We start from the raw sequence: 17,014 nt of genomic DNA on the forward strand, positions 1-17,014 counted from the left end.
GGCAGAAAGCTGAAAGCAAAAAGCGATTAGCGCGAATGAACAAAGCGTACTTTATTAATATCCGCAATAATCATTCGCGCTAATCGCTTTTTGCTTTCAGCTTTCTGCCTTCCGCTCCATTAACCAGTTATTAACAAAAAAACGCCTGTATTTATTCTTTAATAAATATCATATACTATATCTTTGCACTGCTTTTAGAACCAGCCCCTGAGTTGTTATATACCCCCGGTATTCCGGTAGATTTCAGGTCATCATTTTTCTCTGAAAAAACTAATACACTGGTGTGTTCACCAATGTAGATGGTTTATTTATGCAGCAACAGAAAGTGAGCCGCCGGCAAAACCAGTAACAAATGAAGTGCAGGGAAATAGAAATTAATACAAATACGGCGTTTGTTTAACCACGGCATTATCGCCACTGAAACGCAAGATCGCAGAGAATTGCTTTCGGGAGTCAACATTTTAAAAAGCTCCGTCCAATGGGACGGAGCTTTTTAATTTTATAGCTTACCACAAACCGGTATAGTTGTGTGGTGTAATGGCTTTCAGTTCTTTTTTGAGGGCAGCGCTGATTTTCAGGCCATCCACAAATTTGTGCATGCTTTTCTGGGTGATCTGTTCACCGCCACGGGTCAGCTCCTTCAGTGCTTCATATGGCTGTGGATAGTTCTCACGTCTTAAAACGGTTTGAATCGCTTCTGCTACTACCGCCCAGTTGTTTTCCAGGTCGTCTTTCAACTTAGCTTCATTCAGGATCAGTTTACCTAATCCTTTCTGAATAGATTTGGTCGCCAGCAGGGTATGACCGAATGGCACGCCCAGGTTACGTAACACGGTGGAATCGGTTAAGTCGCGTTGTAGACGGGATATCGGCAGTTTGGCGCTCAGGTGCTCAAACAGGGCATTGGCCAGTCCCAGGTTACCTTCTGCGTTTTCGAAGTCAATAGGATTCACTTTATGCGGCATCGCAGATGAACCTACTTCATTCTTTTTGATCTTCTGTTTGAAGTAATCCATGGAAATGTACGTCCATATGTCGCGGCAGAAGTCCAGCAAGATGGTATTGATGCGTTTCAGGGCATCAAATTGCGCTGCAATGTTATCATAATGCTCAATCTGCGTAGTATATTTCATACGTTGCAGGCCCAGCGTGGTATTCACGAATTTCTCCCCGAATTTTTCCCAATTGATTTTAGGGAAAGCAACGTGATGCGCGTTGAAGTTACCAGTAGCGCCACCAAACTTCGCTGCAAACGGAATTTGTCCGAGCAGGTTTACTTGTCCTTCCAGTCGCTCTACAAACACCAGGATTTCCTTACCAAGAATGGTAGGAGAAGCCGGTTGTCCGTGGGTACGGGCCAGCATAGGCACTTTCATCCAGCCTTGTCCCAGTTTTTTCAGTTCCAGGATCATATTGGCCAGTGCAGGCATATACACGTGTTCAACTGCATCTTTCCAGAGGAGTGGGGTAGCGGTATTGTTCACGTCTTGTGAAGTGAGGCCGAAGTGTACCCATTCCAGTTTGTCTTCCAAACCGAGGTTTTTCAGTTCATTCTTCAGAAAATATTCCACCGCCTTCACATCGTGATTGGTAATTTTTTCTGTGTCTTTGATCAGTTGCGCGTTCTCGATGGTAAAGTCCTGGTAAATTTTACGCAGGGCAGGGAACTTGGCTTTGGGCAGCGTAAACAGCTTCTGCTCAGAGAGCGCAATAAAATATTCCACCTCTACCATCACACGGTAACGGATCAACGCAAATTCAGAAAAATAATTGGCCAGCTCGTCCAGTTGCTTGCGATAGCGCCCGTCCAGCGGAGAAATGGCAGTTAATGGTTGTAGTTGCATAATGTATGTATTCCAGTATTACAATTAACAGGTTTATCGGCTACAAGTTCTCTCTGAATCCCGATTTACAGGACAACAATTATTCATTTGGAACTTGTTAACCGGGATTTAGTTACTTTTGCAGCTTCAAAATTACTGAAATTGGAACGGAAAGTAAAAGTTGCGGCTGTAAGTTATTTGAATACGAAGCCTTTATTGTATGGATTCAGGAATCATCCGGTGATGGATATGATGGAATTATCAATGGATTATCCGGCTAAAATAGCCCAGCAGCTGATAGATGGGGAAGTAGACGTGGCGTTGGTCCCGGTAGCTATTATACCTAAATTAAAGGAATATCATATCATAGCAGATTATTGTATTGGCGCGGAAGGCCCTGTTGCATCTGTTTGTTTATATAGCGATGTACCCTTGAACGAAATTAAACGCATTTACCTGGACTACCAGAGCCGTACTTCTGTAGCCCTGCTCAAAGTACTGGTACGCGAACACTGGAAACTGGACGTGGAATTTGTGAATACCAGCGGAGATTACCAGGATAAAATTAAAGGAACAGACGCCGGACTGGTCATAGGGGATCGTGCCCTGGCCCAGCGTAAGGTGTCTCCTTATATATATGACCTGGCGGAACACTGGATGCGCTTTACCAGCTTACCATTTGTATTTGCTGCCTGGATCAGTAATAAACCGCTCCCGACTGCCTTTACCAAAGAATTTAATGAGGCCACCGGCATCGGTATTAAAAATATTCCTGCCGTAGTAGCAGAAAATCCTTACGACATCTACGATCTGGCTACCTATTATATCCATAATATCAGTTACCCATTCACACCCGCTAAGCGGCAGGGAATGCAACGGTTTCTGGGATATTTGCTGGAAGAGCAGAAAGCGTAAAGCTAAAAGCACAAAGCTATTGAAGCGATTGACCGGGGTGGATCTTGTTTTTCCTCCTTGATCAATCGCTTCAATAGCTTTGTGCTTTTAGCTTTCCCCTTTCGGCTTTTTTTAAGTATCTTCATGGTTCGCACTCTTTCTGCTTAAAAACAATCTACGCTCATGAAAATTGGTATCCTTGGAAGCGGTCCGGTAGGACTAACCCTTGGCAAAGGCCTTATTGAAACGGGACATGATGTGACGATTGGCACCCGCAACCCATCTCGGGAATCATTGCAGCAATGGATAAAAAAGCAACGCAAACAGGTCATGGCAGGGACTTTCAGACAGGCCGCCGAATTCGGTGAACTACTACTGATCTGCACCAGTTGGATCGGTACCAAAAAAGCCATTGAAGCTGCGGGTATCTGGAACTTTAAAACCAAAACAGTAGTAGACGTTACCAATCCGCTGGATGGCAAAGGACCTGATGAAAACGGACGACTGACCTTTACCATCGGCCATAATAACTCTGCGGGTGAACAAATACAAGCCTGGCTGCCACCAGATGCCAACGTCGTAAAGGCCCTCAGTTGTATTGGTCATGAAAAAATGTTGCTCCCCGAATTCAAGGAAGGGTCGCCCACTATGTTCATAGCAGGTAATAATAGAGAAGCAAAAAATGAAGTGACACAGTTATTGCATCAGATAGGCTGGACTGATATTGCAGATATGGGCAATATTGAAATGAGCCGAAGCATAGAACCCCTCTCTCTCTTATGGGCCGCCTATGGATTTTTAAATGATAGCACCGGGCATGCATTTAAGCTGCTCAAGAAATAAATAGGAATAAAAACAGCGAAGACCGTTATCAAATAACGGTCTTCGCTGTTTTATAAGGACTGATAACTATTTTACTTCTTTAGTGTGGATATAGAAGTTTTTATCTACCTCAAAAAGCTTCCGATCACTCAACGTGATATTGGAACTACGCCATAACGTTGTACCCGGATATATTAATTTATAGCCATTGTCGCTCAGCTTCACCTTTACCGGCATATTGAAATCCTTTACATCAGATACCCAGCGGTATTGCAGCTGTTGCCCGGCGAAACGGTATTCCAGCGTAGGGATGGTGGTGTGACGCAGGTATTGATCAAATACTTTGCTCAGATTCATCCCCACTGCGTTGCTCATATATTCTTCTATCTGCTGGGTAGTCACCGTTTGATGGTAAAATGTTTTATTGAGTCCTCTCAGCATTTGCCGGAAGGCTTCATCATTTTCCATGATCTGCCGGATGTTGTGGATCATGTTAGCACCCTTGTAATACATATCCCCGCTGCCTTCCGCATTTACGCCATAAGGCGCAATGATCGGCTCATCATTCCGGATATTTTTCCGGATGCCCTGCACATATTCCGTAGCCGCTTTAAGACCATATTGACATTCGGTGAACAGGGTTTCAGAATAATTGGTAAAGGATTCGTGTATCCACATATCTGCGAGGTCTTTGCTGGTAATGCTGTTGCCGAACCATTCATGCCCGCTTTCATGTATCACCAGGAAATCCCATTTCAGCCCCCAGCCGGTGCCGGAGAGGTCTGTGCCTTTATATCCCATCTTGAAGTTGTTGCCATAAGCCACCGCACTTTGGTGTTCCATACCCAGGAAAGGGGTTTCTACCAGTTTGTAGCTGTCTTTATAGAAGGGATATTTGCCAAACCAATATTCAAAACATTTCAGCATCGGCTTAACTACCTTGAAATGTTCCCGGGCTTTTTCTTCATTATAGTCCAGCACCCAGTAGCTCAGGTCCAGTTTACCGCCTTCGCCGGAGTAGCTGTCTTTTATTTCGGTGTAGTTACCAATGTTTAGTGCAACATCATAGTTGTTAATCGGGTTGCTTACATACCATATATAAGTATGCGTGCCATCGGGGTTGTCAACGGTTTTTTTCAGTCGTCCGTTGGAGATATCTATCAGATCATTGGGAACAGTTACGTTGATCGTCATGTCTTCCGGTTCATCGCTCTGGGTATCTTTATTAGGCCACCATACGCTGGCGCCCAAACCCTGTACGGCTGTGGCTACCCATGGGCGGCCTTTTTCATCTTTTGACCAAACTATACCACCATCCCAGGGTGCGTTCTTTGCCCGGTGTGGTTTGCCACTATAGAAAACAGTGATCTGTTTCTTTTTATCTTTTGTTTGTGGTGCTATGATTTTTATAAACCAGGCATTACTGTCACGGGTAAACGATAATGACTTTTTATCCTGTAACACACTATCGATGACCATCGGATATTGCAGGTCTATCTGCATAACGGAATCTGGTTTCAGTACTTTATAAGTGATAGTATTGAATCCGGAGAAGGTACTGTCGTCCATGTTCACCTGCACATGCAGGTCGTAGGTAGTTACATCCCACCAGGCCCGGGCGGGAGTAATAGTGCCTCTCAGCGTGTCCGCTCTGCTGAATTGGTGTTGGGCCGCTACGGTGAATGTTACCAGGAGGGCTATACAAAGCATTGTGATGCCGCGCATATTTATTCGTATATTTTAGCCTGAAAGATATTAATTTACTGCCAAATGAAAAGTTGTTATTGTCAGGCGGTTATAATCAGATGTTGGGTAGCCTTATTAGGGAGCTGGCTACTGTGGTCCTGTGGCAGTCCGGAGAAACAGCAGTTGTCTGTATTCCGCTACAACAGCACCAATAGTATTGCCAGTCTTGATCCGGCATTCGCTAAAAGTCAGGAAGTGATATGGGCGGTAAAGCAGTTATACAATACCCTGGTAGAACCAGACAGCAACCTGGTGATTCGTCCTTCGCTGGCGAAGCAATGGCGGGTATCAGCCGACCATCGCACCTATACGTTTGATCTCAGAACGGATGTTTATTTTCATGATAATGAAATTTTCCCCGGCGGCAAGGGCCGGCGAATGACGGCGCAGGACGTGGTCTATAGCCTGCATCGTATCATGGACCCCGCCACGGCTTCGCCGGGCGCCTGGATCTTTAACGGCAAACTTAGCGCCGATAGCGGTTTCCGGGCACTCAATGATTCCACTTTTGAACTAATCTTGTATCGCCCGTTTCATCCGGTGCTGGGCATCCTGAGCATGCAGTACTGTTCCATTGTACCGCATGAAGCCATTGAAAAATACGGGAAGGATTTCCGTAGTCATCCCTGTGGTACCGGGCCTTTCCGCTTTTTCCTGTGGGAAGAAGGACAGGCATTGGTATTGCATCGCCATCCACATTATTTTGAGAAAGATAGTACTGGCCACCAGCTGCCATATCTCGAAGCGGTCCAGGTCAGCTTCCTGGAAAGCAAAGCGGCGGAGTTCCTGTTGTTTCGCCAGGGTCAGCTGGACTTCATGAATGATATCGATGCCTCCTTTAAAGATGAGGTGCTCACTAAACAGGGCCGCCTCAGAAAGGAGTGGGAGGGTAAAATGGTACTGAATAAGCATCCTTATCTGAACACGGAATACCTGGGCTTTCTGGTCGACGAAGAGAATCCGTTGGTGAAAGCATCGCCTACTCACCTGAAAAAGATACGGCAGGCTATCAACTATGGTATCGATCGTACGAAAATGATGACGTACCTCCGTAATGGTATTGGCACCGCTGCCATGGCTGGTTTTGTACCAGCAGGGCTGCCATCATTCGATAGCAGCAAAGTAAAAGGGTATCCCTTTAACCCGGCGCTCAGCAGGCAGCTATTAAAAGAGGCGGGATATCCGCAGGGGCAGGGGCTGCCAGTGATCCGGCTATTGTCTATCCCTATCTATGCTGATCTGGCCAACTATGTAGCCAGCCAGTTACAGGAAGTTGGTATCCGTATACAGGTAGAGATTGTACAGAAAAGTTTGCTGCTGGAGCAAACGGCCAAATCGCAGGCGCTATTTTTCCGCGGCAGCTGGATTGCTGATTATCCCGATGCGGAAAGCTACCTGGCGATGTTTTATAGTAAAAACCCGGCGCCGCCCAATTATACCCGTTATAAAAATCCCACGTTTGATGTACTCTATGAAAAATCTCTGGAGGAAAACAACGACAGCCTCCGCTATGTGGCCTATCAGGCGATGGATAACTTGATTACTTCAGATGCCGCGGTGGTGCCGCTTTTCTATGATGAAGTGGTGCGGCTGGTACAACCGAATGTATCCGGGTTTTCAGGTAACGGTATGAACCTGTTGGAGTTACGCTGGGTGAAAAAACACTGAAATTTTAAATTAATTTAACATTTCATTGACCATAGGGGTTTCTTTTTTGTGTTTATTACCGTCTATTTAGCTTACCTTTGGCGCTTATTTGTCACTTACATTAAAAACAGAAATGACGGCGATCCTGATATTCTTTTGTGTGCATTGGTTCTTTTCCTTGTTCTTCCACACATTCTATCTACACAGGTATGCATCTCACCAAATGTATACTACCAGCAAATTCTGGGAACGTTTCTTTTATTTTAGCACCTGGTTTTTCCAGGGTTCATCATACCTGATTCCGAGAGCCTATGGCGTTATGCACCGCATGCACCATGAGTTCAGCGATACCGAACACGATCCGCATTCTCCACACTTCTTCAAAGATGTTTGGGGTATGATGGTACAAACCCGCAAAATCTACAATGGTTTTGTAATGCGTACCAATGAAGTAGATCCTAAATTCCTTGCAGAACCATTACCAGAATGGGATGCCATGGATAAATTCGGTGACCACAACATTACCCGTTTCCTCTGGATGGGAGCCTACGTTGCATTTTACGTAGTATTTGTACCAGCAGGCATGTGGTATCTCTATTTACTGTTGCCTATCCACTTCCTGATGGGACCCGTACAGGGCGCGATCGTTAACTGGTGTGGTCATAAATATGGCTATCAGAATTTTGATAACAGCGACCACTCCCGGAATACTTCTCCATGGGGTATCATCCTGATGGGAGAGTTGTTCCAGAATAACCACCATAAGTTCAAGGACAGTCCTAATTTCGCTAAGAAATGGTATGAACTTGATCCAAGCTACCAGGTAATGAAATTGTTGAACTTTGTAGGTATCATTAAGCTGAAACCAGCCATGATTACACCTGCACAGTTGAAGAACGCGAAAGCGGCATAGTACACCGTACAATCAATCTGTTACAATAAAAAAAGTGCCTTACCGTAATGGTGAGGCATTTTTTTTGAGCAGAAAGCAAAAAGCGTAAAGCAAAAAGCTATTGTAGCGAATGAAGAAAGCGTAATGTCCGCTCTGATCATTCGCTACAATAGCTTTTTGCTTTTTGCTTTTCGCTTTCTGCTATTTAATCGTTGCCAGTAACTTTTTGTTCAGCGTTACATAGTCATCGTTTTTAGCGGCAGTAGCCAGTTCGATCGATTTCTTTGCGGCTTCTTTTGCTACGGCTACATTTTTAGCCTTTGCATTGATACGTGCTTTCTGATACCAAACCCAGAATGCGTCAGGGCTTTGGGTAGTGGCTTCGTTGATCCATTCTACTGCTTTGTTCAGGTCTTTACCATTCTCAAAGTAGTATACTGCTGCCTGGTAGTAAGGCTTTTTATCGGACTGCATAGCTTCATTGATCTGAGCTGTGATTTTATCGTCGATATCAGCAGTGATGGTAACGGGTACTTTGGTTTTGTCCCAGCCGAGGGCCAGTACTACAGAATTGGAACGTACATTTTCAAAGCCGATGGTGAAGCTTTCCTGGGTGAAAGGAGCAGCTACAGGTTTTACCTGTACACGGGCAATATCATTTTCTGGTTTGTAGGCAGCAGGGCTGGTAACATCCAGGCTGCTGGTCAGAATGATGGTCCAGGATTGTGCGCCGGGAATAGACAGTAAACCATATTTACCAGCTTTCACGGCAACGCCGCCAAACTTAACATCTTCGCCGAAAGTGATGGTAGTAGCGCTGTTAGCACCGGTTCTCCATACTTTACCATAAGGTACGAGGTCGCCCATGATCACACGGCCGTTCTTCTGCGGACGGGAGTAGCTCAGCTCTATATTGGATAAAGCAAAGTCTTGTTTAATGGTTTGCGTTGGGCTGGGCGCAGGCATTTTAATGCCCTGTGCCAGGGTAGTGCCGGCATACAGCAGCAGCATCGCGCCTGCCGTAGCAGCAAAGGTTTTAATAGTTCTCATGATTAGGTGGGTATTTAAATCTATTCTATTAATCCGTTTCGGAAAGCGTACAGTACTAATCCAACGCTGTTTTTAACGTTGATTTTTTCTAATAATTTTTGACGGATGCCTTCTACAGTACGGGGACTCAGGAAAATCTGTTCAGAAATTTCCTGGGTGGTGAGCTCATTACAGATTAGTTTCAACACCTCCTGTTCCCGGTCATTTAATTGTATTTCATTTTTAAGCGTAGGCTTAAACTGTTGTTTGTTTTTGTGTAATACTTTTTTAAGAAGTGCCAGGTTTACATTTTCATTAAAGTAGAATCCTTTATCGTAGGTGGTGCAGATGGCTTCGTATATCTCTTCAGGTTCTGCGTTTTTCAGGAGATAGGCATTGGCGCCGTTTTCCACGAGATGGACAATGAAGTTGTCATCTTCATACATGGTGAGTATGATGATTTTTACATCAGGATATTTCTCTTTTACTTTAATGGTGGCTTCAATGCCATCCATATTCGGCATTTTAAGATCCATCAGGATCACATCCGGTTGTTGTGTTTCCATGATTTGCAACAGGTGCAGGCCGTCATCAGCTTCAAAGATGAAGCTGATATTTTCATATGGAGTAAGCGTGTTAATCACTCCACTGCGAAAGATTTTATGATCATCCGCAATAGCCACTTTTATGTGTGCCATAGGTGGACAGTTAGAAGATTTGCTATTATTTTATTGAGAATAAATTACTATAAGTCATGCCGTTACAAACACAACCGGATGGCAATTTAGTAATAAAACAACATAAGTATCAACTATTCTGTGTGGGCGCCTGATAATTCTCTACACTAATCGAAGCAATAGTTCCTTGTGGTGTTCTGGGAGTGAAGGTAATATTTCCACCGATAATATTCAGACGGCTTTCAATATTCTTGAGTCCCAGGCTGCCGGTTTTCTTGCGGGAATCGGCCATGGACGTAATCAGGGCCCCATTACCATCATCTTCCACGTTGATGGTCAACAGGGAAGGCGTGGTTTGGTAAGTGATCAGTATTTCAGTGGCCTGGGCATGTTTCAGGATATTATTCATCAATTCCTGCACCACACGGTATACGTTCAGGGCTTTTTCMCGGTCTACTGTTTGCCCGTTGCCAGCAGTTTTGAAGTTGATCTTTACCTGTTTGTTTTTGTTCATCAGGTTACAGAACGAATCCAGGGCGTGTGCCAGCCCAAGATTATCCAATGCCTGAGGGTGGAGGCTTTGAGAGATGAAGCGCAGCTGCTGAATAATAACGTCGGCAAATTCMTTGGTTTCTTTCAGACGTTCCGTTTCTCCATTGCCGGTTTTAAGTAGGGGAGCCAGTCCTCCGAGGTTAAGTTTTAATACAGAAAGTTGTGCGCCTACCTCGTCATGGAGGTCTTCGGCAATACGTTTACGTTCCTGTTCCTGACCCTGGAGGACTGCGATGAGGCGTTCCCGTTGTAGCTGAAGGTCTTTATCACGGATAACAAGTTTATGTTGGATAACCTGTTTTTGTTGTAACATGACCAATATAATCACAATGACGCCAAGCATTAACATTACTGTAGTGCCAATTACAATAATATCAACTGTCTGCATATCTCAATTTTTTAAGTTTTGAGAGGCCAATATACAGAAGAATCATGGCTATAATACCAATGATATTATTTATAGTAAGAATTGTTGAAATTATTCGGCCTCTGGGGTCTGGCGCTAAAACTTTTTGAAGTATGTTATAGCTGATGTTAAACAGGAATACAGTACAATAGTATAGGAAAATAGCGGAGTTATACCAAAATGCCGGTAGGGTGTCAATATATATGGAGTTTTCAATCAGTTCTTTATCATTTAACATCTGCCAAAAGAAGATAGCACCGTAAATGAGAATTACAATTGACTTTACACCAGCGGAGATAGAGTTATAGGTGTAAAATCCTTCAAACACAAAAATATCCAACACAAAAACGAGGGCAACAAAAACAGGCATTATTTTAATAATAAGCTGAATGGTTCGGTTTTTTATGCATGTAAGGTAAAATAGAGAGATGATTACAAACTGCGCAAAATGCATGAAATTAAAGAACAGCATATTATTCAACAGGAAATGACCCAACAGATCACTCCCTATGGCAAATATGATACTGCTGATAATATAGTAAAATATCCATCGGGATGGATGGTCTAACAGTTTGTATTTTAGAATGAAGGGGATCAAAATTAATAGTTCGATCCCCATCATAATATAATAACTGATCCAGAATAAATTATCCACGAGATTTCTTTATTATTATGGTCTTTTTCCTGAACAGTATTGTGGACATGGCACACCCTGATCAAGTATTAATGCCATTGTTTTGGCAACTGCGCCTGTCGCTGTTGGTGGTGTTTCAACTGGAAGAATATCATCTCCCTCTTCGTTTACTGCTACCAGCACCATTTTCTTCTCTTTCCGACCATCACCGTCAACATCTATTTTAATACCGTAGTAAATTCTAAGCGCTGTTGCACCAGGTTGATCCAATAACTCCAATATCTTATCCTTGCCAAAGCACATCGCTTTAACATGTGGTTCCATGGATTTCTGGTTTGCATGATCTGCATCATGATTGCCGGTAAGCTCATTCATTTCATCAAGTGAAATGTAGCCTCCTGTATCTGAGGCAATCGGCCTCTTGTAAGAATCGCTCATAGTGGGTAAGTTTTAGTTTGCGGTAAAATTATTATAAATTATTACATATACAAATATAGGAGGGAAGCCGCTCTAACACCAGTTGATCTTGTATTATTAACGCTGATTCAGTGTGCTGTTATGTTCTATCGTTTTTTTGCTACTCGCTGAAAATGAAGTAATCACGTAGACTTAACGTGAAAATGCGTATATATACGCATCCTCTCCGGAGCACTGACGTTATTTGAATGTAGCCATTGCGTTCAACAAGATAATATCCTTTAATATAGTTAACTGTTTGTTGGGAGATGATCAATTTTAGCTGTAGTCAACAGCTCCACGTATTTACTATAAGAACATGCGTAGTTCTACGCATTCCTTTTTTTCAGGTTTTAAACGCTTGACTGCTCCTTTAAACTTCTTAATCTTTGTATGGTCAACGGCTTAGTAGTCTATTGTCGTCAGAAAAGTTAAACAGTAAATTGGCCTTTCTACCTTGTTTGTCGTTTTGGATTAGTATATGCAGAATCATTTCATCGGGTGATGCTCGTTAACCCCTTTTTTTTTCTTACAAAAATAAAATTATGAGTTACCTATTAATCGGAAACATCTCTGCACTAATTTGTAATGATTGCATTGAGCCATTGGCCAACGCACGCATTCGCGTTTATCTGCCGGACATACAACAGCGGGCAGCTTACCAGCCTTCTGGTATTTTTAACGATATGAAACCCTTATCCGCCAAAGACGTGCTGATGAAAGCAGATCGGCTGCTGGCAGAAGCCACCCTGGATGATAAAGGGAATTTCACACTTAACTGGGAGGAAGTACATCTTTTCACGGAGCCACTGGAGCTGGATCTTTGCCTGGACCAGTTACCGGGAAAAAATGGTAGCCGGCAATCCCGCAATTTCCACCTCAGTAATGTGGTGCTACATTGGAAACGTAACAGTAACGGCTATGTAGGGGCATATGCGTATGTAATCCCCGCTGCCGCCTGGCATAATATTTACGCCAACGCTGGCGCCTGGGTAATTACCGGTGTAGTAAAGCCGTACCTCGGTGCTGCTGGACAGTCACAACTTAAAATAGAGGCCTACAATGCCCTCAACGGACAAATGATTGGGCAAGCCAATACAAATGAAGAGGGCCGTTACTTCCTGCATTTCTCCCGGCGGCACCTGACCAATGGAGTGATGCAAACCGTGATACCAGGCCGCAAAAACCTGGGACCAGATGTGTATTTTAAAGTTTACAGAAACGGACAAATGTTGTGGGCGGAAGATGAGAGAATGTCGCAAGCCCGGGACCGCCGGGATCTGGGACCCTGCAGCAATGTCAATATTATTTATAAACCCTCTAAGGTGAGAAGAGCTTCCAGCCAGATCGGTAGCTGGTTAAGCGACATGATCACCCTCACGGGCCCACGAAAAAAGAAGAGTGATAAATATCGTTTGCTAACCCACTACAGCTTATTGTAAAAGTGTATTGAAAGTTCGAAATTTTGTGTGTGTTGTTTGTAAATCCCTTCGTTAGTTTATATGTTCAGAGGTTGACCCACTTAAAAGGCAGAACACAGCTATCTTTCCCCGGATAGCTGTTTCTTTTTTACCCCTGTTAAAACCTTGGATGGAAACGTTGCAAAGTATCCCTTAAATATTCCCGGTCCAGGTGGGTATAGATTTCTGTGGTGGTAATACTTTCATGGCCCAGCATTTCCTGCACGGCCCGGAGATCAGCCCCGCCTTCCACCAGGTGGGTGGCAAAGGAATGCCGGAAGGTATGCGGCGATACATTTTTATTGATCCCGGCTTTTTTGGTGAGCTCCTTAATGACAAGGAAAATCATCACCCGACTCAGGGCGCTGCCGCGGCGGTTCAGGAACAGGGTATCTTCCTGCCCGTATTTAACGGGCAACTCTATACGAACATTTCTCCGGTAGATATCTATTTGTCGCATGGCATCTTTGCCAATGGGTACCATTCTTTCCTTGTTGCCTTTACCTATTACGCGGATAAATCCTACGTCCATATGCAACTGGGTAATCTGCAGGTTGATGACTTCACTCACCCGGAGGCCGCAGCTATACATCGTTTCCAGGATGGCTTTGTTGCGGTGTCCTTCGGCGGTGTCCAGTGGTATCTGGGCAATGATGCGTTCTATTTCTTCAAACGTGAGTACATCTGGTAGTTTGCGTAATACTTTAGGGGCTTCCAGTAGTTGGGTGGGATCTTCCTGTGCCATGTCTTCCAGGAGCAGGAACTTATAAAATGCTTTCAGACCGGAAATGGTACGGGCCTGGGAGGTAGCGGTCATCCCCAGTTGGGCAATCCATTGTACACAGCCCTGCAGTTCTTCCAGGGTGATGTCCTGGGGGCGGAGTTTCTCTTTACCTACCGCCATGAGATACTGCTCGAGTTTTTCTACATCCCGCAAATATGCTTCAATGGAGTGGTCGGACATGGACCGCTCTAATCTTAAATACCCTTTAAACAACTTCCGGAATGATTGCCACATAGAAGGGCAAGTTAGAAAGATTTAAGGTAAACAACGCCAACGGCTATCTGAAATGGTAATATTCCATCAGTATTTTCAGGGCAAAAACAGGGGAGTGGTTTTTATTTAAAGTGTTGCTACTGGTAAAGTAAAATAAATAATTGATAATGAATTTAGTAAGATGAGATAAAAATGGTGGTTTTCTGATTAAAAAAACTGCTTTTCATGGCTTTTTCCGGGCTCACATTTCTATTAAAAATCATGTGTTTACGACTATTTGGCAGGAGAACGCATTTGTTGAAGGTGTTGCTTTAGATAAATCTGTATAATGTATTATAAATCAATTAATTGAAGTGTATCTAAAATAAAAATGGCCGGCGTTTATAAGCGCCGGCCATTTTTCATCAGTGAAATGATGAGGACTAGAATTTTTCCAGACCGCTGAAGAAGAAGTTACCTTCAATAGCAGCGTTCTCATCAGAGTCAGAACCGTGAACTGCGTTACGGCCAATTGACTCTGCATATTTTTTACGGATGGTACCTTCTTCTGCATTTGCAGGGTTGGTAGCACCAATCAGTTTGCGAAAATCTTCAACGGCGTTGTCTTTCTCCAGGATAGCTGCTACGATGTGGCCGCTGCTCATGAATTCTACCAGTTCACCGTAAAATGGTCTTTCCGCATGTACTGCATAAAACTCACCAGCTTTAGCAGTAGATAACTGCGTCATTTTCATGGCTACGATGCGGAAACCTGCAGCGTTGATCATGTTCAAAATGCCGCCAATGTGCCCGTTTGCTACTGCATCAGGCTTGATCATAGTAAATGTTCTGTTGCTCATATAATGTTTAATTCCGAATTACAGATTAGGCCGCAAAAGTAATTACATTTTCTTTAGTGGTAAAAAATTTTGAAATTCTGCCTCAAATAAAGATCTTCGCACTTCGTTTTCTGTTTCAACCACTTGTTGTGATTGGAAATCAACTCTTAACATTACAGTTTTTTAATGAAGCCGATCGAGGAAATTAAGCCTTTGCTGGAAAGCCCTAAGAAAGTGGTAATCACGATGCATCAGAAGCCAGATGCGGATGCCATGGGATCTTCCTTAGCAATGTATCACTATTTAGTGCAGAAAGGACACCAGGTAACTGTAATCTCACCCACCAACTTTCCTGATTTTTTAAAGTGGATGCCCGCAGCTGATCTCGTTATAGACTACGAATCTTCTATGGACCGCGCCATCGAAGCACTGAAAGGTATTGACCTCCTGTTTTGCCTGGACTTCAATGCCCTTTACCGCACCAAAAATCTGGCCCCCCACCTGGAAAAACTGGATTGTATCAAAATCCTGATAGACCACCATCTGGAGCCACATCCCAATTTCGACTATGGGGTGAGTGATACCAGTGCCAGCTCTACCGCCCAATTAGTTTATGAAACTATATATAAATTGGGAGATGAGCAGTATATTAACCTCGAAATTGCACAGTGCATCTATGCCGGTACTGTTACCGATACAGGTTCCTTCCGCTTTGCATCTACCTCTGCTGCCGTACACCGTATGGTGGCTGATCTGATGGACAGAGGACTGCGCCACGAGGTGATTCATCAGGCGATCTATGACAATTTCCTGGAAAACCGCCTGCGCTTCCTCGGCCATAGCCTGTTGAACCGCATGGAGGTATTCTATGAATATAACACAGCGATGCTGGCTATCCCGTATTCAGATCTGAAAAGATTCGATCTGCAAACCGGGGATACGGAAGGACTGGTGAACTTCCTCCTGTCTATTCAAGGTATCAAAATGGCAGCATTGATCATCGACAGAAACTCAGAAGTGAAGTTGTCGTTCCGCTCCAAAGGCGATTTCGACGTCAATACCTTCGCCCGCAGATATTTCGACGGTGGTGGACACTTCAACGCATCCGGAGGCCGCAGCGTGGACTCACTGGAAAAAACCGTTGACCGGTTCATTAAGGCCGTTGAGGAAAACGAGGACCTGTTACAATAAGCTTTACATAACGTATTTCAACCTACTAATACAATCAAATGAAAAAAAACAATCAGTTATTAGTTGCAACTGCAGCTTTAGGCTTACTGGTAGCCAGCTGTGGTACTGGTGTTAAAAAAACACCGGGCGGTATTGAGTATATCGTTCACAAATCCGGCAGCGGCCCACAACTGAAATTGGGTGATACCGCCCTGTTGAACGTAACTCAACGGATCAATGATTCCCTGTTGGGTGAATCGCGTAAAATGGTTGGAGCTCCTATTCCAGTATTGGTGGATAAGCCAAAGAACAAGTTCGATCTGATGGAAGGTATCGCTCTCCTGCACGAAGGTGATAGCGCTACATTCATTATTCCATGGGATTCATTACCTGCTCAGGACCGTCCTCCATTTGGTAAAAAAGGAGATAAGCTGAAAATTACTTTTGCTGTAGAAGCTAAATACTCTGCTGCTTCTCAGAAAGAAAAAGATGAAAAGCTCATCAAAGAATACCTGGACAAAAACAAAATCAACGCTACTAAAAACGCTGCTGGTGTATACGTAGCTGTTACCCAGGAAGGTACCGGTAATGTGCCTAACGCTGGTGATACCGTTTATGTACACTACACAGGTAAACTGCTCAGCGGTAAAGTATTTGATTCCAGCCAGGATTCAACTATGCGCCCAGGTATGCCGTTAGAACCAATTAAATTCCCTATCGGTCGCGGTTTCGTGATCAGAGGTTGGGATGCTGGTTTAGCTGGTCTGAAAAAAGGCTCCAAAGCTACCCTGGTAATTCCTTCCGTATTAGCTTACGGCTTACAAGGTAGTCCTCCAGTAATTCCTGGTAACTCTATCCTGGTATTTGACGTACAGATGGTAGATATTAAACCTGGTGGTCCTGAAGTTGCACCTCCTGCTGCACTTCCTGCACCAGCTCCAGCTAAGAAAAAATAAGACAGCCATTAGCTTTTAGCTGATAGCCGTTAAAG

General features: G+C 43.9%; 15 protein-coding genes. 7 read left to right on the plus strand and 8 right to left on the minus strand.

Annotated elements, in window-relative coordinates; translation table 11 throughout:
• Positions 1-506 precede the first annotated feature (506 nt).
• Positions 507-1,844 (minus strand): adenylosuccinate lyase, encoded by a 1,338-nt coding sequence (gene purB, locus AC1DFM_RS19925; RefSeq protein ID WP_477078506.1) that lies wholly within the window; start codon positions 1,842-1,844, stop codon positions 507-509.
• A 141-nt stretch (positions 1,845-1,985) separates the two neighbouring features.
• Here purB and AC1DFM_RS19930 point away from each other — a divergent pair, with 141 nt between their 5' ends.
• Positions 1,986-2,738, plus strand: coding sequence for a menaquinone biosynthetic enzyme MqnA/MqnD family protein (locus AC1DFM_RS19930; protein ID WP_477078507.1), 753 nt, complete (start codon positions 1,986-1,988; stop codon positions 2,736-2,738).
• Positions 2,739-2,900: 162 nt separating this feature from the next.
• The gene (locus AC1DFM_RS19935; RefSeq protein WP_477078508.1) at positions 2,901-3,560 is read left to right on the plus strand and encodes an NADPH-dependent F420 reductase; all 660 of its coding nucleotides are present in this window, start codon (positions 2,901-2,903) and stop codon (positions 3,558-3,560) included.
• 66 nt (positions 3,561-3,626) lie between these two features.
• On the opposite strand, the gene AC1DFM_RS19940 is transcribed toward AC1DFM_RS19935, so the two are convergent.
• The gene (locus AC1DFM_RS19940) at positions 3,627-5,264 is read right to left on the minus strand and encodes a M1 family metallopeptidase (protein ID WP_477078509.1); all 1,638 of its coding nucleotides are present in this window, start codon (positions 5,262-5,264) and stop codon (positions 3,627-3,629) included.
• A 45-nt stretch (positions 5,265-5,309) separates the two neighbouring features.
• Here AC1DFM_RS19940 and AC1DFM_RS19945 point away from each other — a divergent pair, with 45 nt between their 5' ends.
• Both AC1DFM_RS19945 and AC1DFM_RS19950 read left to right on the plus strand, forming a co-directional pair.
• Positions 5,310-6,953: an ABC transporter substrate-binding protein gene (locus AC1DFM_RS19945; RefSeq protein ID WP_477078510.1), complete on the plus strand. Its 1,644-nt coding sequence runs from the start codon at positions 5,310-5,312 to the stop codon at positions 6,951-6,953.
• A gap of 112 nt (positions 6,954-7,065) precedes the next feature.
• Positions 7,066-7,845 carry an acyl-CoA desaturase gene (locus AC1DFM_RS19950; RefSeq protein ID WP_477078511.1) on the plus strand — a complete coding sequence of 260 codons (780 nt, stop codon included), beginning with the start codon at positions 7,066-7,068 and terminating at the stop codon, positions 7,843-7,845.
• A 180-nt stretch (positions 7,846-8,025) separates the two neighbouring features.
• On the opposite strand, the gene AC1DFM_RS19955 is transcribed toward AC1DFM_RS19950, so the two are convergent.
• From AC1DFM_RS19955 to AC1DFM_RS19970, 4 genes are all read right to left on the minus strand, one after another.
• Positions 8,026-8,874, minus strand: coding sequence for a DUF2911 domain-containing protein (locus tag AC1DFM_RS19955; protein ID WP_477078512.1), 849 nt, complete (start codon positions 8,872-8,874; stop codon positions 8,026-8,028).
• A 20-nt stretch (positions 8,875-8,894) separates the two neighbouring features.
• Positions 8,895-9,551, minus strand: a complete 657-nt coding sequence (locus tag AC1DFM_RS19960; protein WP_477078513.1) for a response regulator — start codon at positions 9,549-9,551, stop codon at positions 8,895-8,897.
• Between the two features lie 109 nt (positions 9,552-9,660).
• A complete protein-coding gene (locus AC1DFM_RS19965) occupies positions 9,661-10,470 on the minus strand; it encodes a sensor histidine kinase (protein ID WP_477078514.1) in 810 nt (269 codons plus the stop codon).
• Positions 10,471-11,158: 688 nt separating this feature from the next.
• Complete coding sequence (locus AC1DFM_RS19970; protein ID WP_477078515.1) at positions 11,159-11,560, minus strand: hypothetical protein; 402 nt, start codon at positions 11,558-11,560, stop codon at positions 11,159-11,161.
• A gap of 563 nt (positions 11,561-12,123) precedes the next feature.
• On the opposite strand from AC1DFM_RS19970, the gene AC1DFM_RS19975 reads away from it, so the two are divergent.
• Positions 12,124-13,020, plus strand: a complete 897-nt coding sequence (locus AC1DFM_RS19975) for a hypothetical protein (RefSeq protein ID WP_477078516.1) — start codon at positions 12,124-12,126, stop codon at positions 13,018-13,020.
• A gap of 136 nt (positions 13,021-13,156) precedes the next feature.
• Here the strand turns inward: AC1DFM_RS19975 and xerD are convergent, their stop codons facing one another.
• Positions 13,157-14,056, minus strand: coding sequence for a site-specific tyrosine recombinase XerD (gene xerD, locus AC1DFM_RS19980; RefSeq protein WP_477078517.1), 900 nt, complete (start codon positions 14,054-14,056; stop codon positions 13,157-13,159).
• A gap of 401 nt (positions 14,057-14,457) precedes the next feature.
• Positions 14,458-14,874, minus strand: a complete 417-nt coding sequence (locus AC1DFM_RS19985; RefSeq protein WP_079471943.1) for a nucleoside-diphosphate kinase — start codon at positions 14,872-14,874, stop codon at positions 14,458-14,460.
• A 165-nt stretch (positions 14,875-15,039) separates the two neighbouring features.
• On the opposite strand from AC1DFM_RS19985, the gene AC1DFM_RS19990 reads away from it, so the two are divergent.
• Both AC1DFM_RS19990 and AC1DFM_RS19995 read left to right on the plus strand, forming a co-directional pair.
• Entirely contained in the window at positions 15,040-16,044 is a 1,005-nt protein-coding gene (locus AC1DFM_RS19990; RefSeq protein WP_477078518.1) for a DHH family phosphoesterase, read from the plus strand.
• Positions 16,045-16,082: 38 nt separating this feature from the next.
• Entirely contained in the window at positions 16,083-16,979 is an 897-nt protein-coding gene (locus AC1DFM_RS19995; protein WP_477078519.1) for an FKBP-type peptidyl-prolyl cis-trans isomerase, read from the plus strand.
• Positions 16,980-17,014 lie beyond the last annotated feature (35 nt).

The sequence above is a fragment of the Chitinophaga sp. 05T412 genome (genome assembly GCF_056396465.1).

Excerpts from the sequence above, each read along its gene's own strand:
- AC1DFM_RS19950 (WP_477078511.1), top strand. The coding sequence starts at position 7,066 with ATGACGGCGATCCTGATATTCTTTTGTGTGCATTGGTTCTTTTCCTTG.
- AC1DFM_RS19990 (WP_477078518.1), top strand. The coding sequence starts at position 15,040 with ATGAAGCCGATCGAGGAAATTAAGCCTTTGCTGGAAAGCCCTAAGAAA.
- xerD (WP_477078517.1), bottom strand. The coding sequence starts at position 14,056 with ATGTGGCAATCATTCCGGAAGTTGTTTAAAGGGTATTTAAGATTAGAG.
- AC1DFM_RS19970 (WP_477078515.1), bottom strand. The coding sequence starts at position 11,560 with ATGAGCGATTCTTACAAGAGGCCGATTGCCTCAGATACAGGAGGCTAC.
- AC1DFM_RS19985 (WP_079471943.1), bottom strand. The coding sequence starts at position 14,874 with ATGAGCAACAGAACATTTACTATGATCAAGCCTGATGCAGTAGCAAAC.
- purB (WP_477078506.1), bottom strand. The coding sequence starts at position 1,844 with ATGCAACTACAACCATTAACTGCCATTTCTCCGCTGGACGGGCGCTAT.
- AC1DFM_RS19995 (WP_477078519.1), top strand. The coding sequence starts at position 16,083 with ATGAAAAAAAACAATCAGTTATTAGTTGCAACTGCAGCTTTAGGCTTA.
- AC1DFM_RS19955 (WP_477078512.1), bottom strand. The coding sequence starts at position 8,874 with ATGAGAACTATTAAAACCTTTGCTGCTACGGCAGGCGCGATGCTGCTG.
- AC1DFM_RS19960 (WP_477078513.1), bottom strand. The coding sequence starts at position 9,551 with ATGGCACACATAAAAGTGGCTATTGCGGATGATCATAAAATCTTTCGC.
- AC1DFM_RS19945 (WP_477078510.1), top strand. The coding sequence starts at position 5,310 with ATGAAAAGTTGTTATTGTCAGGCGGTTATAATCAGATGTTGGGTAGCC.
- AC1DFM_RS19940 (WP_477078509.1), bottom strand. The coding sequence starts at position 5,264 with ATGCGCGGCATCACAATGCTTTGTATAGCCCTCCTGGTAACATTCACC.
- AC1DFM_RS19935 (WP_477078508.1), top strand. The coding sequence starts at position 2,901 with ATGAAAATTGGTATCCTTGGAAGCGGTCCGGTAGGACTAACCCTTGGC.
- AC1DFM_RS19975 (WP_477078516.1), top strand. The coding sequence starts at position 12,124 with ATGAGTTACCTATTAATCGGAAACATCTCTGCACTAATTTGTAATGAT.